This window comes from Ruegeria sp. ABM4_193, assembly GCF_056158705.1.
On the sequence record NZ_JBSWTT010000001.1, the window covers coordinates 2,065,278 to 2,086,848 of the forward strand.

25 protein-coding genes are annotated in these 21,571 nt (G+C 58.3%); 12 read left to right on the forward strand and 13 right to left on the reverse strand.

Annotated elements, in window-relative coordinates:
• Positions 1-3 precede the first annotated feature (3 nt).
• Positions 4-504: a flavin reductase family protein gene (locus ACXADZ_RS10300; RefSeq protein WP_475195952.1), complete on the forward strand. Its 501-nt coding sequence runs from the start codon at positions 4-6 to the stop codon at positions 502-504.
• On the opposite strand, the gene ACXADZ_RS10305 is transcribed toward ACXADZ_RS10300, so the two are convergent.
• From ACXADZ_RS10305 to ACXADZ_RS10320, 4 genes are read right to left on the reverse strand one after another with little or no spacing between them, the layout of a single operon-like run.
• On the reverse strand, positions 501-980 hold the full coding sequence (locus ACXADZ_RS10305) for a DUF6505 family protein (protein WP_171089527.1): 480 nt from the start codon (positions 978-980) through the stop codon (positions 501-503). The genes ACXADZ_RS10300 and ACXADZ_RS10305 overlap by 4 nt on opposite strands.
• Positions 980-1,675 (reverse strand): biotin/lipoate--protein ligase family protein, encoded by a 696-nt coding sequence (locus ACXADZ_RS10310; protein WP_475195955.1) that lies wholly within the window; start codon positions 1,673-1,675, stop codon positions 980-982. The genes ACXADZ_RS10305 and ACXADZ_RS10310 overlap by 1 nt, the downstream gene beginning before the upstream one ends.
• Positions 1,672-2,733: an Mrp/NBP35 family ATP-binding protein gene (locus ACXADZ_RS10315; RefSeq protein ID WP_475195957.1), complete on the reverse strand. Its 1,062-nt coding sequence runs from the start codon at positions 2,731-2,733 to the stop codon at positions 1,672-1,674. The genes ACXADZ_RS10310 and ACXADZ_RS10315 overlap by 4 nt, the downstream gene beginning before the upstream one ends.
• The gene (locus tag ACXADZ_RS10320; RefSeq protein ID WP_171182819.1) at positions 2,730-2,867 is read right to left on the reverse strand and encodes a hypothetical protein; all 138 of its coding nucleotides are present in this window, start codon (positions 2,865-2,867) and stop codon (positions 2,730-2,732) included. The genes ACXADZ_RS10315 and ACXADZ_RS10320 overlap by 4 nt, the downstream gene beginning before the upstream one ends.
• Between ACXADZ_RS10320 and ACXADZ_RS10325 the strand changes: the two genes are divergently transcribed.
• On the forward strand, positions 2,866-3,594 hold the full coding sequence (locus tag ACXADZ_RS10325) for a hypothetical protein (RefSeq protein WP_475195959.1): 729 nt from the start codon (positions 2,866-2,868) through the stop codon (positions 3,592-3,594). The genes ACXADZ_RS10320 and ACXADZ_RS10325 overlap by 2 nt on opposite strands.
• On the opposite strand, the gene ACXADZ_RS10330 is transcribed toward ACXADZ_RS10325, so the two are convergent.
• On the reverse strand, positions 3,588-5,540 hold the full coding sequence (locus ACXADZ_RS10330; protein WP_475195961.1) for a 4Fe-4S binding protein: 1,953 nt from the start codon (positions 5,538-5,540) through the stop codon (positions 3,588-3,590). The genes ACXADZ_RS10325 and ACXADZ_RS10330 overlap by 7 nt on opposite strands.
• Positions 5,541-5,804: 264 nt before the next feature.
• Here ACXADZ_RS10330 and ACXADZ_RS10335 point away from each other — a divergent pair, with 264 nt between their 5' ends.
• From ACXADZ_RS10335 to ACXADZ_RS10380, 10 genes are all read left to right on the forward strand, one after another.
• Positions 5,805-6,359, forward strand: a complete 555-nt coding sequence (locus tag ACXADZ_RS10335) for a DUF3305 domain-containing protein (RefSeq protein WP_171089515.1) — start codon at positions 5,805-5,807, stop codon at positions 6,357-6,359.
• Positions 6,356-6,952 (forward strand): DUF3306 domain-containing protein, encoded by a 597-nt coding sequence (locus ACXADZ_RS10340; protein WP_475195964.1) that lies wholly within the window; start codon positions 6,356-6,358, stop codon positions 6,950-6,952. The genes ACXADZ_RS10335 and ACXADZ_RS10340 overlap by 4 nt, the downstream gene beginning before the upstream one ends.
• A 3-nt stretch (positions 6,953-6,955) precedes the next feature.
• Positions 6,956-7,567 carry a TorD/DmsD family molecular chaperone gene (locus tag ACXADZ_RS10345; RefSeq protein WP_475195969.1) on the forward strand — a complete coding sequence of 204 codons (612 nt, stop codon included), beginning with the start codon at positions 6,956-6,958 and terminating at the stop codon, positions 7,565-7,567.
• Positions 7,568-7,625: 58 nt separating this feature from the next.
• The gene (locus ACXADZ_RS10350) at positions 7,626-7,814 is read left to right on the forward strand and encodes a ubiquinol-cytochrome c reductase iron-sulfur subunit N-terminal domain-containing protein (RefSeq protein WP_170376587.1); all 189 of its coding nucleotides are present in this window, start codon (positions 7,626-7,628) and stop codon (positions 7,812-7,814) included.
• 133 nt (positions 7,815-7,947) lie between these two features.
• Positions 7,948-10,842: a formate dehydrogenase subunit alpha gene (locus tag ACXADZ_RS10355; protein ID WP_475195973.1), complete on the forward strand. Its 2,895-nt coding sequence runs from the start codon at positions 7,948-7,950 to the stop codon at positions 10,840-10,842.
• 16 nt (positions 10,843-10,858) lie between these two features.
• Positions 10,859-11,455 carry a formate dehydrogenase FDH3 subunit beta gene (gene fdh3B / locus ACXADZ_RS10360; protein ID WP_039530246.1) on the forward strand — a complete coding sequence of 199 codons (597 nt, stop codon included), beginning with the start codon at positions 10,859-10,861 and terminating at the stop codon, positions 11,453-11,455.
• Positions 11,456-11,530: 75 nt separating this feature from the next.
• Positions 11,531-12,739 carry a formate dehydrogenase subunit gamma gene (locus tag ACXADZ_RS10365; RefSeq protein ID WP_475195975.1) on the forward strand — a complete coding sequence of 403 codons (1,209 nt, stop codon included), beginning with the start codon at positions 11,531-11,533 and terminating at the stop codon, positions 12,737-12,739.
• Positions 12,740-14,002: a c-type cytochrome gene (locus ACXADZ_RS10370; RefSeq protein WP_475195978.1), complete on the forward strand. Its 1,263-nt coding sequence runs from the start codon at positions 12,740-12,742 to the stop codon at positions 14,000-14,002.
• A 13-nt stretch (positions 14,003-14,015) separates the two neighbouring features.
• The gene (locus ACXADZ_RS10375) at positions 14,016-14,141 is read left to right on the forward strand and encodes a hypothetical protein (protein ID WP_256367925.1); all 126 of its coding nucleotides are present in this window, start codon (positions 14,016-14,018) and stop codon (positions 14,139-14,141) included.
• Positions 14,142-15,014 carry a substrate-binding domain-containing protein gene (locus tag ACXADZ_RS10380; protein ID WP_475195981.1) on the forward strand — a complete coding sequence of 291 codons (873 nt, stop codon included), beginning with the start codon at positions 14,142-14,144 and terminating at the stop codon, positions 15,012-15,014.
• A 64-nt stretch (positions 15,015-15,078) separates the two neighbouring features.
• Here the strand turns inward: ACXADZ_RS10380 and ACXADZ_RS10385 are convergent, their stop codons facing one another.
• The 8 genes from ACXADZ_RS10385 to ACXADZ_RS10420 form a co-directional block, all read right to left on the reverse strand.
• Positions 15,079-15,894 carry an ABC transporter substrate-binding protein gene (locus ACXADZ_RS10385; protein ID WP_475195984.1) on the reverse strand — a complete coding sequence of 272 codons (816 nt, stop codon included), beginning with the start codon at positions 15,892-15,894 and terminating at the stop codon, positions 15,079-15,081.
• A 20-nt stretch (positions 15,895-15,914) separates the two neighbouring features.
• A complete protein-coding gene (locus tag ACXADZ_RS10390; protein ID WP_475195988.1) occupies positions 15,915-16,649 on the reverse strand; it encodes an ATP-binding cassette domain-containing protein in 735 nt (244 codons plus the stop codon).
• On the reverse strand, positions 16,642-17,355 hold the full coding sequence (locus tag ACXADZ_RS10395; RefSeq protein WP_475195992.1) for an ABC transporter permease: 714 nt from the start codon (positions 17,353-17,355) through the stop codon (positions 16,642-16,644). Before ACXADZ_RS10395 ends, ACXADZ_RS10390 begins: the two co-directional genes overlap by 8 nt.
• A 157-nt stretch (positions 17,356-17,512) precedes the next feature.
• Positions 17,513-18,502: an ABC transporter substrate-binding protein gene (locus ACXADZ_RS10400; RefSeq protein WP_171182799.1), complete on the reverse strand. Its 990-nt coding sequence runs from the start codon at positions 18,500-18,502 to the stop codon at positions 17,513-17,515.
• Between the two features lie 54 nt (positions 18,503-18,556).
• A complete protein-coding gene (locus tag ACXADZ_RS10405) occupies positions 18,557-19,402 on the reverse strand; it encodes an ABC transporter permease (protein ID WP_171182797.1) in 846 nt (281 codons plus the stop codon).
• Complete coding sequence (locus ACXADZ_RS10410; protein WP_475195996.1) at positions 19,399-20,331, reverse strand: ABC transporter permease; 933 nt, start codon at positions 20,329-20,331, stop codon at positions 19,399-19,401. The genes ACXADZ_RS10405 and ACXADZ_RS10410 overlap by 4 nt, the downstream gene beginning before the upstream one ends.
• Positions 20,328-20,771, reverse strand: a complete 444-nt coding sequence (locus tag ACXADZ_RS10415; RefSeq protein WP_475195998.1) for a GNAT family N-acetyltransferase — start codon at positions 20,769-20,771, stop codon at positions 20,328-20,330. The genes ACXADZ_RS10410 and ACXADZ_RS10415 overlap by 4 nt, the downstream gene beginning before the upstream one ends.
• Positions 20,761-21,558 (reverse strand): ABC transporter ATP-binding protein, encoded by a 798-nt coding sequence (locus ACXADZ_RS10420; protein ID WP_171182793.1) that lies wholly within the window; start codon positions 21,556-21,558, stop codon positions 20,761-20,763. Before ACXADZ_RS10420 ends, ACXADZ_RS10415 begins: the two co-directional genes overlap by 11 nt.
• Between the last annotated feature and the right edge of the window lie 13 nt (positions 21,559-21,571).

The window sequence follows — 21,571 nt, forward strand, 5'->3', positions numbered from 1 at the left end:
GTAATGACGGAAAAGACCTTCACACCAACCCCGGATCAAAGCCCTGCCTTTCGCGAGGCATTGGGGTGCTTTGGCACCGGCGTCACCGTGATCACCACGCAAACCGAAGGTGGACCGCGCGCGATCACCGTGAATTCTTTTGCCTCGGTCTCATTGGACCCCCCGCTGGTGTTGTGGTGTCTGGCCAAGGAATTGTTCCGTTTCAGCGCTTTCAGCAGCTGCGAACACTATTCGATTCATGTGATGGCACAGGATCAACAAGAGCAGGCGCTGCGATTTGCGCGTGACGGTACGGATTTCTCTCATGCAGATTGGACCGAGGACGAGACCGGTCGCCCGCAATTGAACCAATGTCTGGCGCGGTTTGACTGCCGTCTGCACGCACGGCACGACGCTGGCGATCACCTGATAATTGTCGGTCAAGTGGAACAGGTGATGTACCGCACCGGCAAAGGCTTGATCTTCAAACGCGGCCAGTTCGGCGGATTTGTCGATCTGATCTAGTCATCCAGAGATCCATGCACGGCCAGCGCCTCAAGCTGAGCATCTTGGGGCGTAATGACGCGATAGCTTTCGTGCACGCCCGCCTCACTCAACTCACGGGCCACGGTCAGCAGCGTATTGGCGGCATGGTCTTCGCACAGGTCAGACATGTGCTCGACTTCGGATTGTGCGACGCCCATTGCCGCCTCGACCGAAGGCGCGCCATAGAATTGCACAAAATGTTCGGCCAGATTGCGCGTGATCTGATCTTTCTCTGCCGGTTCGATCTGCGTCACCGCTACAAACGTCACACGACCAAAGGTTTCCAGACCCAACCAGCCATTTGCGAAAGCTTGCCGTGCCTTGCCCTCAAGATCGGCGTCGCTCCAGTTCGAAAACTCGAACCCGCCAGACACACACCACTCTCCGGTTCGCGCCGGAGAATGAAACACGTTCATATCACTTTCGTCGAAATGGATTGCGCGGGCCAGTTTCATCATCCGTTCTCCAAAACGTCGGTCAGGGGACGCAGGCGCGTATCAGACCCGTCCCGGATCAGCATTCCAAACCGCTCGTCGGTGCCCAGAAAAACTCCGCCATCGTCAAATGGATCACCGACGCCGCGCAGCAAGCCCATCCATTCGGCATGCAGCGGTGCGTTGCCATCTTCCTGCCAGCGGTTCAGCCAAGTCAGCGTATGACGCGACCAGCTTTCTACCAACTGGCTTGCGGAAACATCAGCACACCCCTCTTCATAAAGCGCGGTGACTTCCGGTGTTGCGCCCGGTGCTTCGCTGGTTTGCAACAGCGCCAATTCCCATCCAACAATTAGCCAGTCAGGTTCCTGATCGGGCGATGTACTAGACGCAGCAACCCGGAACATCCCGCATTTCGCACCGTTCACACAAATCAAACCATTCCACCCCAGATGCACAGCAACCTCTGGCGGGGCCAGAGCGCCCAGCGCATTCTGAAATCCCACAGCGCACAGCGGCAACATCGCCATTGCGTCCTGAAGCGGCACTTCAGGCGCAAAGACGATGGCAACGCGCAGACGGTCGGCCTGAACGTTGTAAACGACCGTTCCCGCGTCGCATCCCAGCGCGGCCATAGCCTGCGCCCTGTCAAACGGGTCTTCCCCACCCTGAACCGGGTGACCCGTCAACAAAGGGGGAAAGACCGGCTGGCTCATGCGAAACCGTTCGAGATCAGGTCGCGTGCGATCTTGCGAAACGACTCGGCCTGCGGACTATCGGGCTTGCTGACCACGATAGGCGCGCCTCCGTCAGCGGCCACGCGGATGTCCAGATGCAGCGGGATCTCACCCAGCAGCGGTACACCCAGCGATTCCGCCTCGGACGCGACACCGCCATGACCAAACACATGTTCTTCGTGACCGCAATTCGAGCAGATATGAGTGGACATGTTTTCGATCATGCCCACGATCGGGGTTTTGAGCTGATTGAACATATCAATCCCCTTGCGGGCGTCGATCAAGGCCACGTCCTGCGGGGTCGAAACCACGATGGCACCGTCCACCTGGAACTTCTGGCTCAGCGTCAACTGCACATCGCCCGTTCCCGGTGGTAGGTCGACGATCAGAACGTCCAACGCGCCCCACTGCACCTGCCCCATCATCTGTTGCAATGCGCCCATCAACATGGGTCCACGCCAGACTACAGCCTGACCTTCGTTGGTCATCAGCCCCATGGACATCATGGTCACGCCGTGATTGCGCAAAGGCAGGATGGTCTTGCCATCAGGGCTGGCCGGGCGACCGGATACACCCAGCATCCGGGGCTGCGACGGACCGTAAACATCCGCGTCCAGCAGACCGACGCGCCGTCCTTCAGCCGCCAACGCACAGGCAAGGTTAGCCGAGACAGTGGACTTACCGACACCACCCTTCCCGGATGCGATCGCAATGATCCGATCAACACCCGGAACCGCTTGCGGCCCGGTTTGCGAGGGCTTGGGTTTCGGCTTCAGATCTGGCGGAGCCTTGTCGGAATGCGCGGTCATCATCGCCGACACATTGGCCACACCGTCAACCATCTGCGCGGCTTTTTCGGCCGTCGCGCGCACGGGCTCCATCTTTTCCGCGTGCTTTGGGTCGATCTCCAGCACAAAGCGTACTGTGCCGCCTTCAACGTTCAGCGCACGCACGATGCCCGCGCTCACAATATCCTGCCCGGATACCGGGTCGGTGATCTTTTTCAGGTTCGCCAGAACCGCGTCACGAACACTCATGCCTTGTTTCCTTCGATGTGCCCTGCTGACAGGGGCGTGCGCATCACCATTGTCTGGTCGCCGCTCATTGCATGTGTCTCCGTCTCTTTCAGTTTATTTGACGCACCGCGCCCTGCCCCGTTAGGCTGAGCCATGCGCTTTGTCCTCTTGTGCCTGAGCCTGACGTTCTCTGCCACCCCCTCCTTGTCTCAGGAGGCGATTGGCCTTGCGGCCCCGGCCGAGGTGAAAGACTCGGGTCTGTTGCAACATATTCTTCCTCGCTTCTCTCTCAAGACCGGGATACGCGTTATTGCGGACGATGCGGGTGTTATGGTGCTTAATTCCGCGCCGCCAGGTGATCCCGTCTTTGCCCGTGACGGGGTGGTGTATCACCTGCGCATTGAAGACGAAAAGCGTCAGGCCCGATTTCGCGACTGGCTGCTCTCGGATATCGGCAAGCGCACCGTCGAGAGTTTTGCGCCCTCTCAAGGCGGTGTCTTTACCGTCAGCTTCGATCTGAATGTCGCTCAGGCAGACGAGGCCGTCGACGGCGACACCGTGCTGGGCGAAGAACTGTCGATGACCCATTGCGGACGGTGTCATGTGATCGGGCCCAAGAACCGAATGAACGGGCTGGGTTCGACCCCTTCCTTTGCCGTCTTGCGCGCCATGCCGGATTGGTCCGAACGGTTCGAGGCGTTTTTTGCGCTCAACCCCCACCCCGCATTTACACAGATCGACGGGCTGACGCAGCCTTTTGACCCCGAGCGCCCCTCTCCGATTCATCCCGTTGAAATGACCTTGGGCGATCTGGACGCAATCCTTGCGTTTGTCTCGCGGATGAAAGCCGCAGATTTGGGGGCTCCGCTGCAGCTTCAATGATCCTTTCTGTCCGAATAATAGTCGTCGGTCGTCACGACCCGCGGCTTGGTCTTTGACTGGAACGGGTTATCCTGCTGTTCGAACTGCACTTTCACCCGGCAATTGTCACACATCTGGATCATCCGCGCCTGATCCGAGCTGGCAAACATCGGATGCGTGCCGGAAAGCTTCTCCATGATCCGCTCGACCGTAGATTTCACCCCAAACAATGCGCCGCATTCGACACAGGCAAAGGGTTCTTCTTCGTTGAGCACCTGTTGAGACAGCGCAGCATCGCTCAGATCCAGTTGCGGTACCAGAGTAATCGCGTCTTCTGGGCAGATCGTCTTGCACATTCCGCATTGCAGGCAGGCATCCTGCTGGAAGTTGAGTTGCGGTTTGTCCGGGTTGTCGATCAAAGCCCCCGACGGGCACAGTGACACACAGCTGAGGCACAGGGTGCAACTGTCGGTGTTCACCGCCACCGCCCCGTAAGGCGCGTTTTCGGGCAGAGCCAGTGGAGCCTCGGCTTGCGGATTTAGCGCCTGTGCGGCCAATCGTGTGATCTGCCGCCGGTTGCCCAGCGGAAGAACAGGATCGGCCAGCGGCAGCGGCACGTCTTGACCATAGAGCAGATCAGCCATGACATCCGGATCAGCCTCATCAATTAGCCCGATAACATTTGACCCGGCAATCGCATGTGCCAACGCTACCTCACGATCCAGCGCGTCACGTTCCGTCGTGGGTGCAAGCAACACGTCGACCCGGGCAAATCCATGCGCCAAAGCAGCCAACATCTCGGCGTGACCGAAACCTGATATTACATTTAGTTCCAGCGGGATAACGTTCGAAGGTAAACCGCGACCAAAACGCGCTGCCAGCCGGATCATCTCGGCCCCATGCGCATCGTGAACAAGCAACCGGGGCGCGGCCCCTCCTGCTCGTCGATAGGTGCGCGCCAGGATGTGCATCCGGGACAACAGCGCCGAAACGGTCGGATCCTCGTAAGTGATCGCCGTCGACGGACACAGTGCGGCACACGCACCGCATCCGGCACATACCATCGGGTCGATGCTCACATGTTCACCCGCTGGGGTGATTGCACCGGTTGGGCAAACATCCAGACAGTTTGAACAGCCCACTTGTTCCGCCCGCGAATGGGCGCAGAGGGTTTCTTCAAACCGCACGTACAAGGGTTTTTCGAATGTCCCAACAAGCTGTGCGGCCTCAAAAGCCAAACGTTCGACAGCCACCGCGTCTTTTGGATCAGCGCGCAGATACCCTTCACGCTTGGCCGGGGCCTGCACAAACGGCGTGCCACCTGCAAGGTCCAGGATAATGTCACATGTGGATTGCGCCCCGTCTTTCGAGTCAGTCCATGCGAAGGCACCGCGCCCACCCGGTAGAACCTGTTGCAACGCGTCCAGACGAAGTGAAAAACCGCCCAGCACTCCGGATACTGATTTCACCTGCCCACGTATCACGTCATACGCGCGCGAGATTGGCTCTGCCTGATCGGTCGCCAGAACGGTCACCGCCAAGGTTCCGGCCAACCTCTCAGCCACATCAAAACTCACAGCGCCAGGACCAATGATGAAACAGGTTCCTTCACTTATGACATCCACGCTGGGCGTCACGGGTTGCGGTAACTGCGCCTCAGCCGCCAGCGCCGCCATTTTAGGCGTTGCATCTGCACCCTGATCGGACCAACCCGCACGGTCGCGCAAATCAAAGAAGCCGGGCATTTCAATATTCAGATCTTCTGCCAGAGACTGGAACACCTCTTGTTCCTGCAGGCAGGCAATTGTGGTTGCTCCCTCCTGCATCAGCTCGACCGCGGATTGCAGTTGGGTTGTACAAAGCGCCGTGTGTACCTTGGAGCAGCTGACACCACAGGCGCTTTCGATCCTGTCGGGATCCAAAACCTGAGTTCCAGCGCAGTCGCATAGCAGTATTTTGGTGCCCATTTTCCCTCCCGCAGGACGCTCTCCTGATCCCATGAAGCTTAGGCTGTACGCAGGGCACGGCAACTTCAACCCCCCTGCCGCGAACTGTTTGCCAGCCTGCATTCGGACCTAAAATCAAAGGAAACAAAAGTGTTTTTGGCCTCAATCACGCAGTTGCGAACCAAACCTACGACCAAAGTACTAGAGCGCAGGCTTGGCACAAGCGCGAAATGTGTACCATAGTGTTCATGCAAAGGCAGGGGAGAGCCTTTCGGGGAGGAGCCAGTGGCCAAGGCCGCAAGCCAGATCGAAATGCCGGTTGGCGTCATCGTGCGCAAAACGCCCGGGGTCACGCGTTGGGCTCGTTGGAACTGGCGTGCAGTCGCCGTATTGCCCGGCGCCGGCCCTGCTGATTGGCAGGAATTGCGTCGTGAGGGCGATGCGGTTGAATACCATGCAGCCACCCTGCCCCTGACACTTTGGGCGGATGAGACCGAAGCCTACATGGTCAATCTGTCAGACGGCCTGCCTTCTCTCTATCTGGTGTTGCGCGACGAATTGCAGGGCGACGTTCCGTTGAACGCGGTTCTCATCACCGCCTCACCGTTTGAAGGGCAGGACTATGCGGACACCGGCGAGGAAATTGTCGAGAAAATCCCCATGACCGAAGGCTTGATTGCCTGGGTGCGGGATTTCACCCTTCAGCATCATAAAGACGAGGTGTTCATCAAGCGTCGGCGGGACAAAAAGCGTACCGATCTGGTAGAGGACGGCAAAGGCGACCCACGGATCAGGCAAACCTCGGATGTCTACCGCGCGCCGCGGAGGGTTGTGCAATGACCCAGGTCCGCGACTTCTGGTCCCGACGCAAGGCAGCCGTGCAGGCTGAAGCCGAGGCTGAGGTTGTCGCGGCTGAAGAACAGGCCATCGCTGCACAGCACGCTGAACTTGAGGAAAAAAGCGATGCTGAGCTATTGGCCGAGTTTGATCTGCCGGACCCGGACACATTGCAGCCCGGAGATGATGTATCGGGTTTCATGGCCAAAGCTGTACCCGACCGGCTGCGCCGCCGAGCCTTGCGGCGCTTGTGGCGGCTAAACCCAGTTTTGGCCAACGTCGACGGGCTGGTCGACTATGGTGAGGACTACACAGACGCGGCCTGTGTGATCGAGAACCTCCAAACAGCGTATCAGGTTGGCAAGGGTATGCTGGCCCATGTCGAAGCCCTGGCGGCGGCTGAAGACCCTCCTGAGGATGAGTTCGCCCTTGAAGATGAGCCTACACCTGATCCGGTGACAAATGCAGAGCCCCCGAGTGATACTCCCCCTGTTCAAGAGGCGGTCGTGGCAGAGACAGAAGCAGAAACCGAGGTTGAGGACGAAATCGAAATGCCCCCGGCCCCGCGCCGCATGAGATTTGAATTCGAAGGATAACGAATGACCGCAAGCAACGCGCAAAATATGGATATCTCAGCCGAGGATCGGCTGCGCGCGGATTTCTACAACTTTCTGGGCCTGCTTCTGGCTGGCCCGCCAGATCAGTTGCTTTTGGACCAGATGGCCGGCCTAAGCGGAGATGACACCGATCTGGGCCAGGCCATTCAAGCGATGGCACGCGTCGCCAAGGTCACCAAACCTGCTGCTGCCGAGCGCGAGTTCAACGCGCTGTTCATTGGCTTGGGACGTGGTGAGTTGCTGCCTTACGCCAGTTTTTATCTGACCGGGTTCCTGAACGAAAAACCTTTGGCGCAATTGCGCAATGATATGGCTGTACGCGGGATCACCCGTGCGCAGAACGTTTTTGAACCCGAAGACAACGTTGCCTCACTGATGGAGATGATGGCGGGCATGATCGTTGGCCGTTTCGGATCGCCGGCGACGTTAGAAGACCAGAAAACGTTCTGGAACAAACATATCGGCCCCTGGGCCGCACATTTATATTCGGATTTGGAAGCCGCCGAAGCGTCGGTTCTCTATGCCTCGGTCGGCACCGCCGGTCGGGTGTTCATGGAAATCGAACGCGAGGCCTTCCGAATGACGGCGGCATAACCCGCCACTCGCCAGCGCCTGAATTGGCGCTAGATCGCAAATGGGAGAGGAGAAGCCCATGAGCAAGACCAAGGAAGAAGGCGCAACCCGCCGCGACTTCCTGAAACTGGCCGGAACCGCAGCGCCTGCTGCCGTTGCCGCCGCCAGCCTGAGCGGTCAAGCCGAAGCAGCCGAGCTGCCGACGGACGAGACCCGCATGCAAGATACAGCGCATACCCGCGCCTATCTGGAAAGCGCGCGCTTCTAAGCCGCCACGACTGCGCCCGGCGCACCAGCCGGACGATGTCACTTACCCGACTGACGGTTGCGATTGGCCCTGACGTCGGTTTCGCAGTTACCAAGCCAGCCGTGATCCTCATGGCCAGCAAGGGAGGAAAGAAATGCTTAGGAAAAAGACCAACGGGGTTGCGAGACGCCCCCAGCGGACAAGTATCCTGTCCCAGGTCGGCGAGAAAACCGTCGATCGCCGCGCATTCCTGCGTGGCTCGGGCCTGACGATCGGCGGCCTTGCCGCGATCAGCGCTACGGGTGGAACCGTGACGCCTGCCAGCGCCCAAACAGCGGCCAACACCGCCGTTGAAAATATCAAATCCGTATGCACTCACTGTTCCGTCGGCTGTACTGTCGTTGCCGAAGTTCAGAACGGTGTCTGGGTCGGGCAGGAACCCGGCTGGGACAGCCCGTTCAACCTGGGTGCACATTGCGCCAAAGGGGCCGCAGTCCGCGAGCATGCCCATGGCGAACGCCGCCTCAAGTATCCGATGAAAAAGGAAGGCGGCGAGTGGAAGCGCATCAGCTGGGAAGAGGCGATCAACGAGATCGGCGACGGCATGATGAACATCCGTCAGGAATCCGGGCCGGACAGCGTGTACTGGCTGGGCTCGGCCAAGCACAATAACGAACAGGCCTATCTGTTCCGCAAGTTCGCCGCCTACTGGGGCACGAACAACGTGGACCATCAGGCCCGTATCTGCCACTCTACCACTGTTGCGGGTGTTGCGAATACATGGGGCTACGGCGCCATGACCAATTCGTATAACGACATCCACAACTCACGGGCCATCTTCATCATCGGCGGCAACCCGGCCGAGGCGCACCCCGTCTCGCTGCTGCACGTTCTGCGCGCGAAAGAGCAGAACAACGCACCGCTGATCGTCTGCGACCCGCGCTTTACGCGCACCGCGGCGCATGCGGATGAATATGTGCGGTTCCGTCCCGGCACAGACGTTGCGCTGATCTGGGGTATCCTGTGGCACATCTTCGACAACGGTTGGGAGGACAAAGAGTTTATCCGCACCCGTGTCTGGGGTATGGACCAGATCCGTACCGAAGTTGCCAATTGGAATCCGGAAGAGACCGAGCGTGTAACCGGCGTACCCGGCTCGCAGCTCAAGCGCGTTGCCCGTACGATGGTCAACAACCGCCCCGGCACCGTGATCTGGTGTATGGGTGGTACGCAGCACACCAACGGCAACAACAACACCCGCGCTTACTGCGTGCTCCAGCTTGCTCTGGGCAACATGGGCACCTCGGGTGGTGGCACCAACATCTTCCGCGGCCATGACAACGTGCAGGGCGCGACGGACCTTGGTGTTCTGTCCCACACCCTGCCCGGCTATTACGGCCTGTCGAAGGGTGCATGGGGTCACTGGGCCCGTGTCTGGGGTGAAGATCCCGAATGGCTGGCAGGCCAGTTTGCCACGATCAAGGACAAGGAAGGCAAGGATAAACCGCTTCAGAACGAACGTGGCATCCCGGTCTCTCGCTGGATTGATGGTGTTCTGGAAGACCCAGCCAACATGGATCAGGACAATAATGTCCGTGCCATGGTTCTGTGGGGCCATGCGCCCAACTCGCAGACCCGGATGACGGAAATGAAGACGGCGATGGAGAAGCTGGACATGCTGGTCGTGATCGACCCGTATCCCACCGTCTCGGCCGTGCTGCATGACCGCACCGATGGCGTCTACCTGCTTCCCGCCTGTACACAGTTCGAAACCCGTGGCTCGGTCACGGCCTCGAATCGGTCGCTACAATGGCGCGACAAGGTGGTAGAACCGCTGTTCGAAAGCCTGCCGGACGAGGTCATCATGGCCAAGTTCGCCAACAAGTTCGGCTGGGCGGATCGATTGTTCCGCAATATCGAGATGGACGATCCGGAAACCCCCAATGTTGAAAGCATCACACGTGAGTTCAACGCGGGTCTCTGGACCATCGGATATACCGGTCAGTCGCCAGAGCGTTTGAAAAGCCATATGGCCAACCAGCACACGTTCGACAGAACCACGCTGCAAGCCATTGGTGGACCCAACGACGGCGAATACTACGGTCTGCCCTGGCCGTGCTGGGGTACACCGGAGATGGGTCATACGGGAACACCAAACCTCTATGACATGTCCAAACCGGTGGCCGAAGGTGGCCTGACCTTCCGCGCACGCTTTGGCGTGGAACGCGATGGCGATAACCTGCTGGCCGAAGGGGTCTATAGCGTTGGATCGGAAATTCAGGATGGATACCCTGAATTCACGATGCAAATGCTGATGGATCTTGGCTGGGACGGTGATCTGACGGCTGAGGAACGCGCGGCCATCGACGCCGTTGCAGGACCAGAGACCAACTGGAAAACCGACCTGTCCGGCGGCATCCAGCGGGTCGCGATCGAGCATGGCTGTGCGCCCTTCGGGAACGCCAAAGCCCGCGCGGTTGTTTGGACCTTCCCGGATCCGATCCCACTGCACCGCGAGCCGCTCTATACCAACCGGCGCGATCTGGTGGAGGACTATCCGACCTACGAAGACCGGCAAGCATATCGCCTACCCACCCTTTATGCTTCGATCCAAAAGAACGACTTTTCAAAGGATTACCCGATAATCCTCACGTCAGGTCGTCTGGTCGAATATGAAGGCGGCGGCGATGAGACACGGTCCAACCCGTGGCTGGCCGAGCTTCAGCAGGACATGTTCGTCGAGATCAATCCGCGCGATGCCAACAACCTTGGTATTCGTGACGGATCACAGGTCTGGGTCGAAGGTCCTGAGGGTGGCAAGGTCAAGGTGATGGCGATGCTGACCAACAGGGTCGGTGCCGGCGTGGCCTTCATGCCGTTCCACTTTGGTGGCCATTTCCAGGGTGAAGACCTAAGGGAGAAATACCCGAAAGGCGCCGATCCCTATGTGCTGGGTGAAAGTACCAACACCGCCCAGACCTATGGCTATGATTCCGTGACCCAGATGCAAGAGACCAAAGCGACTCTCTGCAAAATCTGGTCAGCGTAAGGGAGGAGAAGAGAACATGGCAGCAAGAGCAAAGTTTCTCTGCGACGCCGAACGCTGCATCGAGTGCAATGCCTGCGTCACCGCGTGTAAGAACGAACACGAGGTGCCGTGGGGCGTGAACCGCCGCAGGGTGGTGACGATCAATGACGGTGACCCGGGCGAACGCTCGATTTCGGTGGCCTGTATGCATTGTTCGGATGCGCCCTGCATGGCGGTGTGCCCGGTCGACTGCTTCTATCAGAACGAAGAAGGGGTCGTCCTGCACTCCAAGGACCTGTGCATTGGTTGTGGTTATTGCTTCTACGCGTGCCCCTTCGGCGCACCGCAATACCCGCAGGCAGGCAACTTCGGATCGCGCGGCAAGATGGACAAATGTACCTTCTGCGCCGGTGGCCCCGAGGAAACGCACTCGACCGCAGAGTTCGCCAAATATGGTCGCAACCGGATCGCCGAGGGCAAACTGCCCATCTGCGCCGAGATGTGTTCCACCAAAGCCCTGCTCGCCGGTGACGGCGACGTGGTCTCGGCCATCTACCGCGAGCGCGTCGTTGCGCGCGGGTTCGGCTCGGGCGCGTGGGGTTGGGGCACCGCCTACGACCAGAAAGACGGCTAAGACCGCTGTTTCATGAACCAAACAGGCGACCCGCATCCGTGGGTCGCCTGATCAGGGATTTTGACCGAGGTTCAGATGTTCCGCTTACTCATCGCATTGCTGTTCACCATTGGGCTGGCACAGGCCACTGTCGCGCAAACCAACGAGGCTGAGGCACCCGCCACCACGAATGAACGCGCCTCGACCGGTGGTGCGACCACGCTTGAGGATATTCTCGCGCGTCAGCGTGGAGAGAAGGTAGATAACAGTTTTCGCTCGGAAAACACCGGCCAGGGCAATGTCGAAGGTCTGCTGGGCCAGTTTGGACCCAGCGGCGTATCGTCGGACAGTGACGTGTACCGCGCGCTGCGCTTTGGCTCGGCCGACGTGACCGTATCCTCGCGCGGACCTGCTGACAGTGTACTGATCCAAGATGGCGGCATGTGGTGGTGGGAATTCCGCACAGGGCCGTTACGCGAATATGGCGGTTACATCATCGCAGGAATGCTGGCCATCATCGTTCTGTTTTTCCTGATCCGAGGCAAGATTCGCATCGACGGAGAAAAGACCGGCCATACCGTCCTGCGCTTCACCAGTTTTGAACGCTTCGGTCATTGGCTGTTCGCCGGGTCTTTCATCATTCTCGCAATTACCGGCCTGCTGACGCTCTATGGCCGCGACTTCCTGATCCCGATTTTCGGCAAGGAAGGTTTCGCAACCATCGCGCAAGGCTGCAAATGGCTTCACAACAATCTGGCATGGGCCTTCATGTTGGGGCTGATCATCATCACGGTGAACTGGATTGCCCATAACATCCCCAACCGCACCGACCTGAAATGGCTGGCAGCCGGAGGAGGCTTGTTCAGCAAAAACAGCCACCCACCCGCCAAGAAATTCAACGCAGGGCAAAAGATCATCTTCTGGGCCTGCATATTGCTGGGCGTCTCGATCAGCCTGTCCGGTCTGTCGCTGTTGTTTCCGTTTGAATTGCCGATGTTCGCCAAGACCTTCTCGGTTGCCAATGCTACCGGCATTCCACAAGCGCTTGGTCTGAACCTGCCCGTGCAAATGTCGCCTCAGGAAGAGATGCAATATGCCCAAGTCTGGCACGTGATGGTCGCTTATGTCTTCATCGCCATCATTATCGCGCATATCTACCTCGGCTCAGTCGGGATGGAGGGCGCGTTTGACGCCATGGGTTCGGGCGAAGTCGAAGAACAATGGGCGCGCGAACACCACTCGTTGTGGCTGGAAGAGGTGCAGGAAAAAGAGGCTGGCAAGGCAGCGGCCTCACCCGCCGAATAGATGCGCTGGCTGATCCTTGCCTGTGCGTTGACCCCCCTGCCCGCATGGGCGGAGTTCTTCACGCTCAAAGGCCATGGCGGGCCGATCATGGGAATTGCCACCGCCCCAGACGGTCGGATCGCAACAGCCAGTTTCGACAATTCTGTCGGGCTATGGTCGGACCAGACACCCCAATGGCTGGAAGGACACGAAGCCGCCGTGAACGCGGTCGTTTTCAACGGTACAGCCATCTATTCCGCCGGAGATGATTTTACCCTGCGCCGTTGGCCGGGCGGAGAGATTGTCGGTCAGCACAAAGGCAAGATCGTTTCCGTAGCCGCGTCCAAAACGCATGTCGCAACGGCCAGTTGGGACGGCACAATCGGTATTTGGCCCATTGATGGCAGTACACCCGAGCTGTTCGGCCCCACGGGCAGCGGCGTGAATGCGGTCACTTTTTCACCGGATGGATCACAGCTTTTTTCCGCTGGCGTCGATGGGTCCTTACGCGTGTGGGATGTCGCAACCGGCGAAGAAACGGACCGGCTGGTTGAGCACGGCTTTGGCATCAACGAATTGATCTTTAATGCGCAGGACAACTGGATCGCCTATGGCGCGGTGGACGGGGTGACGCGAATCCTCGATCTGACAACCGGTGAAGAACGCGACTTCACTCTGGGTCGCCGCCCGATCCTGGCCCTTGCACTCAGCCCGGACCGAAGCCTTTTGGCCGTCGGCGACGGTGAAGGTTATATCATGATGATCGACACAACCGAATGGCGCATCACGCAGGATTTTCGCGCGACACTGCGCGGACCGGTCTGGGCACTGTCATTCTCGGATGATGGTCAGAACATCCATGCCGGTGGCATAGACGCGGCCATGTACAGCTGGCCTGTGGGTGACCTGTCGGATCAACAGCAAATGGCCTCGTCCGAGCCCAGTTTTCTGAAAGATCCCGACGAAATGGAAAACGGAGAGCGTCAATTCGCTCGCAAATGCTCGATCTGCCACAGCCTGACACCCGACAGCGAACGCCGAGCTGGGCCGACGCTGCACGGTATCTTTGGACGACCTGCCGGATCGCTGCCCGAATATTTATACTCGGATACACTGCAAGACTCTGATATTGTTTGGAATGAACAGACAATAAATGCCCTTTTCGATGAGGGGCCGGATCATTACATTCCGGGGTCGAAGATGCCGATGCAACGAATTACAGAACAGCAGGATCGGGACGACCTGATCGCCTTCCTGCGCCGCGCGACGGACGACCAGAACTGAACCGGAGGAGACTATGAAAGCCTTTTTTGCCGCAGTTGCCGCGATGGTCGTGATTACAGTCGCAGCCCCATCCACACTGGATCGGTTCGGGTTCAGTGCTGCTGATACTACGTCTGGCCCCGCAGTACGCCTCGACTGAATGTCTCAATACCTGACCACCCGAGAGCTGGCCGATCTGCTGCGCATTGGCGAGCGGAAAGCCTATGATCTTGCCTCTTCGGGCGAGGTGCCCTGCGTGCGCGCCATGGGCAAGCTGCTGTTCCCAAGGACCGAAATCATCGCCTGGCTCAACGCCTCGCGGTCCGGTCCGCAGGTGGCTGAACCGCCCCTGCCCCCGATTGTTGCAGGCAGCCATGATCCTTTGCTGGACTGGGCGCTGCGCGAAAGCGGATCAGGGCTTGCCACCTACTATGATGGCTCTTTCGATGGATTGACGCGGCTGAGCGACCGCACTGCGCAGGCCGCGGTATTGCACATCCACGAAGACGGTGGGTTCAACACCAATTCCCTGCGCGACGCCTTGGCAGAAGCCCCAGTCGTTCTCTGTGAAATCGCCCGACGGGAACGGGGATTACTGCTTGCTCCGGGCATATCGGACATCAAATCGTTCCAAGACCTCAGATCCAGACGCGTCATCCTGCGTCAGGACAGTGCAGCCAGCCAGCGCCTGTTTGAGGCGCAACTTGAGGCACATGGGCTAAATCGCGAAGACTTGGACGTTTTCCCCGGTTGCGCCCGCACCGAAGAAGAACTTGCCATAGCGCTGCACGATCAAAAGGCCGAGGCTGGCTTTGGACTGGGTGCCTTGGCCGGGCTGTACAACCTTGGCTTTGTCCCCACCCATTCCGAGCGGCTGGATCTGGCTATCTGGCGCAGATCTTTTTTCGATCCGCCGATGCAAAAGCTGATGACACTGCTACGCTCGGATCATTTCACACAACGGGCCCGCGAATTCGGCGGTTATGACCTGTCGGGCCTCGGTACGATCCACCACAATGGCGCCAGCGGCTGATCCCCAGCCCACCGCTTCATCTTTTCAAAAATACTCGCCCCGCAGGGATTGGCCGCAGGCCAATTTACTGGGCATTGGGAAAAAACACCTGCTGTCCTTCTAGCCGGAAGGACGCGATCGCCTCCTGCCCGTCCGGACCCGTCAACCAGTCGATAAAGCGTTGACCGGATGCCGCCCGCACATGTTGATGCTTTTCAGGGTTCACAAGAATGACACCGTACTGATTGAACAGGCGCGGATCGCCCTCGACCAATACTTCAAGATTGCCTCGGTTCCCAAAGGACAACCACGTGGCCCGGTCTGTCAGCGTATAGGCGTCCATTCCGCTGGCCACGCTTAAGGTTGCGCCCATGCCCGAGCCGGTTTCGCGATACCACGTTCCCGAGGCGCCCGTAGGATCAACGCCAGCATCCGACCAATGGCCCATCTCAGCCTTGTGCGTCCCACTGTCGTCTCCACGCGATACGAAGGGCGCTTCAACCTCTGCGATCTCAGTCAGAGCAGCCAGAATATCCGTACCACCACGAATTCCGGCCGGATCAGAATTCGGGCCAACCAGAACAAAATCGTTGTACATCAGGTCTTTGCGTTCAACGCCCCAGCCATCGGCAACAAACTTCTCTTCCGCCGGCTTGGAATGGACCAGCAGCACGTCACCGTCCCCGTTGATTGCATTACGGATCGCCTGACCTGTTCCCACCGCGACGACACGCACGTCTATGCCGGATTCGGCTTCGAACCACGGTAAAATATGCTCCAGCAGTCCAGAGTTTTGTGTCGAGGTCGTCGATTGCACCACTATGAACGGTGTTTCCGCCGAAACCGCCCCCGCCGTTAAGCCAAGTGCCACTGCTGCTGCCCGAATAACTGCCCGGAACATCATTTTCTCCGATTTTCTTTTTAAGTAACCAACCCGCCTGCCAGATAGCGGCGCGATGCGTCGCTTTCCGGTGCGTCCAACACCTGTTTTGCAGCGCCATGCTCTACCACATGCCCGCCTTGCATCATGACCACATCCGATGCCAACCGTCGCGCCTGCCCGATGTCATGCGTCACCATCACGATCCGCACCCCACGCGCCGAGGCGCGTAGCACCATCCGCTCGATCATCTGCGTTGCAGCCGGGTCAAGCGCGCTGGTGGGCTCGTCCAGAAACAGCGTGTCTGGCTCCAGCGCCAGCGCACGCAGGACCGCAAGCCTTTGTGCCTCGCCACCCGACAACGACCGCGCAGGCTGACGCGCCTTGCCGTCAAGCCCACCTTCAACCAGCAACTCCGCGATACGAGTCTTTCTGACCGCCCGTCCCAGACCATGGCGTTTTAGAACAAAGTCCAGATTGCCGGACACAGAGCGGCGCAGCAAAACCGGGTGTTGGAATACCATAGCCTGACGCGCCTTTTGCGCAGCGCTAAGCGGCTGTCCATCCTGCACCACACGGCCGTGGTCAGGTGCGATCAGACCATGCAGGCAGCGCAGCAAAAGGCTTTTGCCCGCGCCGTTCGGGCCAAGAATAAGGGTTGGGCCCGGGCCATCCAGAACCAAAGAAGGCACATCCAGCAACGCACGGCCCTTGTTGCGGATCTGAAGGTCTTCAACCTCAATGCGGTTCACCATATCGCAGATGACATCACGCATGGCGTAACCCCTCCTGCTCGGCCCTCAGGCTTACGGCGCTGACCATTGCATTCACGGCCACGGCAATCCCGATCAGAATTGCGCCCAACGCCAACGCAAGCGCCAGATTTCCTTTCGAGGTTTCCAGCGCGATGGTTGTTGTCATCACGCGTGTCACATGATTGATGTTGCCACCGACGATGATCACTGCCCCCACTTCGGCAATGGCGCGTCCAAACCCAGCCAGCAAAGCTGTGACCAAAGCCAATCGCGCATCCCATATCAAAACCGGAACAGATGCCAGCCGTGATACACCAAGGGATCGAAGCTGCTCGGAATACTCTTCAGCCAGCATCTCGATCACCTGTCGCGTCAAGGCCGCAACAATCGGTGTAACCAGAACCACCTGAGCGATGATCATAGCAGTTGGCGTATACAACAGTTCCAGAACGCCCAGAGGCCCTGAGCGCGACAGCATAAGGTAAACCAGCAACCCCACGACCACCGGCGGAAACCCCATCAGAGCATTCATCAAAACGATCAGAACCCGGCGTCCTGGAAACCGGGCCACGGCTAAAGCAGCCCCAACCGGCATACCAATCAGCGCTGAAATCATCACCGCAAACATGGAAACCTTCAGGGACAGAAGCACAATTGCCCAAAGCTCTGAGTCTCCCTGAAAGATCAGAGCGATGGCTGAGCTGAATTCTGATGCAAATCCCTGCATTTTATTCCTGAAAGATTGCATTTCGTATGAAATGCGTTCATTTACAGGTAAATACTACTCTGTTTTTCCATCGAGTACAGACACAAATCCGGCATCTGAAATGAGAAACGCGGCCCCAATTGGGGCCGCGCTGAAAGCCTTGAACTGACGGCTTGCGTTAGTTAAGCGCTGCGTCGGTAATCTGATGCGTCCAGGCACCGTCAGGCTGTTTGGTGATGACCGGATCCGATCCGCCCGCCAGCAGTGTATTTACGGTGCGTTCGAAATCCGCCGGGTCCAGCGCGCCATTCGATCCGGCCGTCAGTTTCGCGATTTCACCCATCATACGCTGCTGATGTTCTTCGGTCTGCGCGCCGGTGGCATCGTTTTCCAAAACAATATCGGCCGCTTCATCCGGGTTTTCCTCGGCGTATTTCCAACCCTTCATCGAAGCGCGAACAAACCGTTCCATCTTGTCCACAAAAGCTGCATCGCCCAGGTTTTCTTCCAGAACATACAGGCCGTCTTCCAGTGTCGCGACGCCCTGATCTTCGTATTTGAACGTCACCAACTCATCCGGGCTGACGCCTGCGTCAATCACCTGCCAATATTCATTATAGGTCATGGTGCTGATGCAATCGGCCTGACGCTGTAGCAGCGGGTCGACGTTGAAGCCCTGTTTCAGGACCTCGACACCGTTCTCGCTTTTGCCGCCGGTATCGATGCCCAAGCTGCTCATCCAGCTCATGAACGGGAATTCATTGCCAAAGAACCAAACACCCAGAGTACGGTTCTTCAGGTCCTCGGGCGAGGCAATCCCGGCATCTTTCCAACAGGTCAGCATCATCCCCGAGCTTTTGAAAGGTTGGGCAATATTGACCAGTGGCAGGCCCTTTTCGCGCGCTGCCAGCGCGGCAGGCATCCACTCGACTGTGACATCGGCCCCACCGCCGGCTATCACCTGAGTAGGCGCGATGTCAGGACCACCCGGAAGGATGGTCACGTCCAGACCCTCTTCCTCATAAAACCCCTTGTCCTTCGCCACATAGTAGCCTGCGAACTGCGCCTGCGTGACCCATTTGAGCTGCAAGGTCACCTCATCGGCGGCCAGTGCTGCGCTGGCGGTCAGGCTAAAGGCGGCAACCGCCCCGCTGAGTAGCTTTTTCATCTTCAAGTCTCCTAGTTGCGTGTTTGCCCCGTTTTCGGGGTCTGTTGAATTTTGTTATCCGCGTTGGGAAGGGTGCCAGAAGGTTACCACCTTTTCGAGCCCTGCCACGAGGGAATAGAACACGGTTCCGGCCAATGCCGCCACCGCGATTTCTGCCCAGACGAGGTCAATCGACAAGCTGCCCACGCCGGTCGAGATTCTGAACCCCATACCGCGTGTAGGCGATCCGAAATACTCGGCCACGATAGCCCCGATGAGCGCCAGCGTCGTGGCGATCTTGAGGCCGTTGAATATAAAAGGCATCGCCGCTGGCAGGCGCAGTTTGATAAGTGTTTGAGTGTAGCTCGCCGCATAGGTGCGCATCAGGTCGCGCTGCATGGCATCTGCTTCGCGCAGGCCCTGCACGGTGTTCACAAGGATCGGGAAGAATACCATCACAACGACAACTGCCGCCTTGGATTGCCAATCGAACCCGAACCAGCTGACCAAAATGGGGGCGATGCCCACGATGGGCAATGCAGCCACAAAATTGCCGATGGGCAACAACCCCCGGGTCAAGAAGACGGATCGGTCAATCAAGACGGCAGTCAGGAACGCGGCAACACTGCCGATGGCAAAACCGGTAAAGGCACCTTTGAACACGGTCTGCTTGAAGTCCTGCCACAGAATATCCGTCGAATTCGCAAAGGTTTGCGCGACCATCGAAGGCGGCGGAAGGATGACAGGCGAGACATTCAGGCCACGTACTGCCCCTTCCCACAAGATCAGCAGCGTTACACCAAACAATACGGGCACAAAGACGCGCACACCTTTGGAGTCGCGATAGATCGAACGCGCTAACCAAGCATTCAACGCCCATGCGCCGGCCCAGAAAATCAGTGCAAAGACAAGCCAGCTCATGCGGTCATCCCCATGCGTTTAAGGGTGACCCTTTGAAGAACATCCAGCAAAGTCACCAAGATGCCCGCCAGAATGGCCGCCGCAAACAACGCCGCCCAAATGGCCAGTGGTGTGCCAAACTGATCCCCGATCAGTATCCGGGCTCCCAGCCCCGAGATCGCGCCTGTTGGCAGCTCACCCACAATTGTTCCAACCAATGCTGCTGCTATGCCGACCTTCAGCGAGGTAAAGAGGTACGGCACCGAAGACGGCAGGCGCAGCTTCAGAAACGCCTGCAGCCCGGTCGCGTTGTAGGTCTTGAGCAGATCGAGCTGCGATACAGCCGGAGACCGTAGGCCTTTGACCATCCCAACCAGCACTGGGAAATAGCACAGATAAGCCGAGATAATCGCCTTCGGCACCCCACGCCCTTCGATCCCCAACTGCGAGCTTAGCACAATGATCATGGGGGCCAGCGCCACGATTGGCACGGTCTGACTGATGATTGCCCAGGGCATCAAGCTCATATCCACCACACGAGAGTAAACGATAGCCACGGCCCCCAGAATGCCAACAGCTGTTCCCAGAACAAAACCCCAAAGCGTGGATTGAAGTGTAATCCAGCCGTGGTAGATCAAGGACCGTTTCGACATCGCCCGGCCTTTCATCACCATCTCGCCGGTTGTCTTCCACAACTCCTGCCCCACCTGCACCGGCGTTGGTAAGCGTGGGCGATCCAGATCATAGCCGCGCTGGATTTGCGACGGGTTTTGCGCCATCAGAACCCAGACCGAGACCTGCTGACGATCCCGAGAGGCTTCGGGTGTTACCGTTTCTCCGGCACGTTCAGCCTGATCCAGCGAAACACGGATGTTCATCGGTGCTACCGCCAGGTACCAAAGCACGGCGATGGCAAGCAACACAGTCATGACAGATAAGAACTGCTTCATGCGTGCCACTCCATCCGAAAGACAGGCACGGTGTCAGGAGGTACAGGAGGTTCTTCCGCGGTCACCTCAAACCCTTCGCGGCGATAAAAGCGTTGCGCGGCGGTGTTGGGTCTGTGCGTTGTCAGCCAGAGAAAATTTCTGCCCTCTTTTGCCTTGTCGACAAAGCGCTTGCCAATGCCTTGTCCCGTCCGACCACAATACAACGCTCCGATTTTATTGAGCGCGGGATCCACTGACATATAGCAATCAACCGGATCACCAGCGACCCAGATTTCACGGCGGTCGAACGCATCACCGATTATGGTAGAGAGTTCTTCCACCGGCAGCTCCTCGGGCATCCAATCCGTTTGCCTGGCCCAATTGTGCACGACCGTGGCGCAGGCCGTCACGTCATCGGGCACAGCGCGCCGAATCTGAACTGCGTTCAACTCAGTCGTCATAAGAATGCCCTGCTCTCAAACCATCGCGCACGCGGTGGGCAACTTCTATGAACTCCGGCGTATCCCGAATGTCCAATGGCCGTTCCTTGGGCAGCGGGCTGTCGATCACATCGGTGATCCGGCCCGGCCTTGGACTCATGACCACGATTTTGGTGCTCAGGTATACTGCCTCGGGGATCGAATGGGTCACAAACCCAATCGTCTTTTCAGTGCGGGCCCAAAGCGCCAGCAGCTGTTCGTTCAGGTGATCGCGTACGATTTCATCCAAAGCGCCAAAGGGTTCATCCATCAGCAGGATATCGGCATCAAAGGCAAGAGCCCGTGCAATGCTGGCCCGCTGTTGCATACCACCTGAAAGTTGCCAGGGGAACTTGCCACCAAACCCTTCAAGATCAACAAGTTTCAGAACGTTCTTAACCTGCTCTTCCTGCTCAGCAGCCGAATAGCCCATGATCTCAAGAGGCAGCTTGATGTTCTTTGCAATGGTCCGCCAGGGGTACAGACCCGCCGCCTGAAACACATACCCATAGGCCCGGTTCCGTCGCGCCTCATCCGGGGTCATCCCGTTTACCGTCAGCGTTCCACCCGTCGGGGTTTCCAACGCCGCGATACAGCGCAGAAATGTGGTCTTGCCACAGCCCGAAGGGCCAATGAAGCTGACGAAATCGCCTTTGTCGATGGTCAGGTTCACATCCTTGAGCGCGTGAACGGGCCCGTCGTTGGTCTGGAACGTCAGGTCCAGTTGCCTTGCCTCGATGACGGGCTGGGTCGTGCTTTCAGTATTCATTCTAGTGCCTTGA

Excerpts from the sequence above, each read along its gene's own strand:
- ACXADZ_RS10350 (WP_170376587.1), top strand. The coding sequence starts at position 7,626 with ATGAGCAAGACCAAGGAAGAAGGCGCAACCCGCCGCGACTTCCTGAAA.
- ACXADZ_RS10340 (WP_475195964.1), top strand. The coding sequence starts at position 6,356 with ATGACCCAGGTCCGCGACTTCTGGTCCCGACGCAAGGCAGCCGTGCAG.
- ACXADZ_RS10375 (WP_256367925.1), top strand. The coding sequence starts at position 14,016 with ATGAAAGCCTTTTTTGCCGCAGTTGCCGCGATGGTCGTGATTACAGTC.
- ACXADZ_RS10320 (WP_171182819.1), bottom strand. The coding sequence starts at position 2,867 with ATGGCTCAGCCTAACGGGGCAGGGCGCGGTGCGTCAAATAAACTGAAA.
- ACXADZ_RS10405 (WP_171182797.1), bottom strand. The coding sequence starts at position 19,402 with ATGAGCTGGCTTGTCTTTGCACTGATTTTCTGGGCCGGCGCATGGGCG.
- ACXADZ_RS10390 (WP_475195988.1), bottom strand. The coding sequence starts at position 16,649 with ATGCGTGATGTCATCTGCGATATGGTGAACCGCATTGAGGTTGAAGAC.
- ACXADZ_RS10330 (WP_475195961.1), bottom strand. The coding sequence starts at position 5,540 with ATGGGCACCAAAATACTGCTATGCGACTGCGCTGGAACTCAGGTTTTG.
- ACXADZ_RS10310 (WP_475195955.1), bottom strand. The coding sequence starts at position 1,675 with ATGAGCCAGCCGGTCTTTCCCCCTTTGTTGACGGGTCACCCGGTTCAG.
- ACXADZ_RS10365 (WP_475195975.1), top strand. The coding sequence starts at position 11,531 with ATGTTCCGCTTACTCATCGCATTGCTGTTCACCATTGGGCTGGCACAG.
- ACXADZ_RS10415 (WP_475195998.1), bottom strand. The coding sequence starts at position 20,771 with ATGACGACTGAGTTGAACGCAGTTCAGATTCGGCGCGCTGTGCCCGAT.
- ACXADZ_RS10305 (WP_171089527.1), bottom strand. The coding sequence starts at position 980 with ATGAAACTGGCCCGCGCAATCCATTTCGACGAAAGTGATATGAACGTG.
- ACXADZ_RS10315 (WP_475195957.1), bottom strand. The coding sequence starts at position 2,733 with ATGAGTGTTCGTGACGCGGTTCTGGCGAACCTGAAAAAGATCACCGAC.
- ACXADZ_RS10400 (WP_171182799.1), bottom strand. The coding sequence starts at position 18,502 with ATGAAAAAGCTACTCAGCGGGGCGGTTGCCGCCTTTAGCCTGACCGCC.
- ACXADZ_RS10300 (WP_475195952.1), top strand. The coding sequence starts at position 4 with ATGACGGAAAAGACCTTCACACCAACCCCGGATCAAAGCCCTGCCTTT.
- ACXADZ_RS10325 (WP_475195959.1), top strand. The coding sequence starts at position 2,866 with ATGCGCTTTGTCCTCTTGTGCCTGAGCCTGACGTTCTCTGCCACCCCC.
- ACXADZ_RS10420 (WP_171182793.1), bottom strand. The coding sequence starts at position 21,558 with ATGAATACTGAAAGCACGACCCAGCCCGTCATCGAGGCAAGGCAACTG.
- ACXADZ_RS10395 (WP_475195992.1), bottom strand. The coding sequence starts at position 17,355 with ATGCAGGGATTTGCATCAGAATTCAGCTCAGCCATCGCTCTGATCTTT.
- ACXADZ_RS10355 (WP_475195973.1), top strand. The coding sequence starts at position 7,948 with ATGCTTAGGAAAAAGACCAACGGGGTTGCGAGACGCCCCCAGCGGACA.
- ACXADZ_RS10370 (WP_475195978.1), top strand. The coding sequence starts at position 12,740 with ATGCGCTGGCTGATCCTTGCCTGTGCGTTGACCCCCCTGCCCGCATGG.
- ACXADZ_RS10345 (WP_475195969.1), top strand. The coding sequence starts at position 6,956 with ATGACCGCAAGCAACGCGCAAAATATGGATATCTCAGCCGAGGATCGG.
- ACXADZ_RS10385 (WP_475195984.1), bottom strand. The coding sequence starts at position 15,894 with ATGTTCCGGGCAGTTATTCGGGCAGCAGCAGTGGCACTTGGCTTAACG.
- ACXADZ_RS10410 (WP_475195996.1), bottom strand. The coding sequence starts at position 20,331 with ATGAAGCAGTTCTTATCTGTCATGACTGTGTTGCTTGCCATCGCCGTG.
- ACXADZ_RS10380 (WP_475195981.1), top strand. The coding sequence starts at position 14,142 with ATGTCTCAATACCTGACCACCCGAGAGCTGGCCGATCTGCTGCGCATT.
- fdh3B (WP_039530246.1), top strand. The coding sequence starts at position 10,859 with ATGGCAGCAAGAGCAAAGTTTCTCTGCGACGCCGAACGCTGCATCGAG.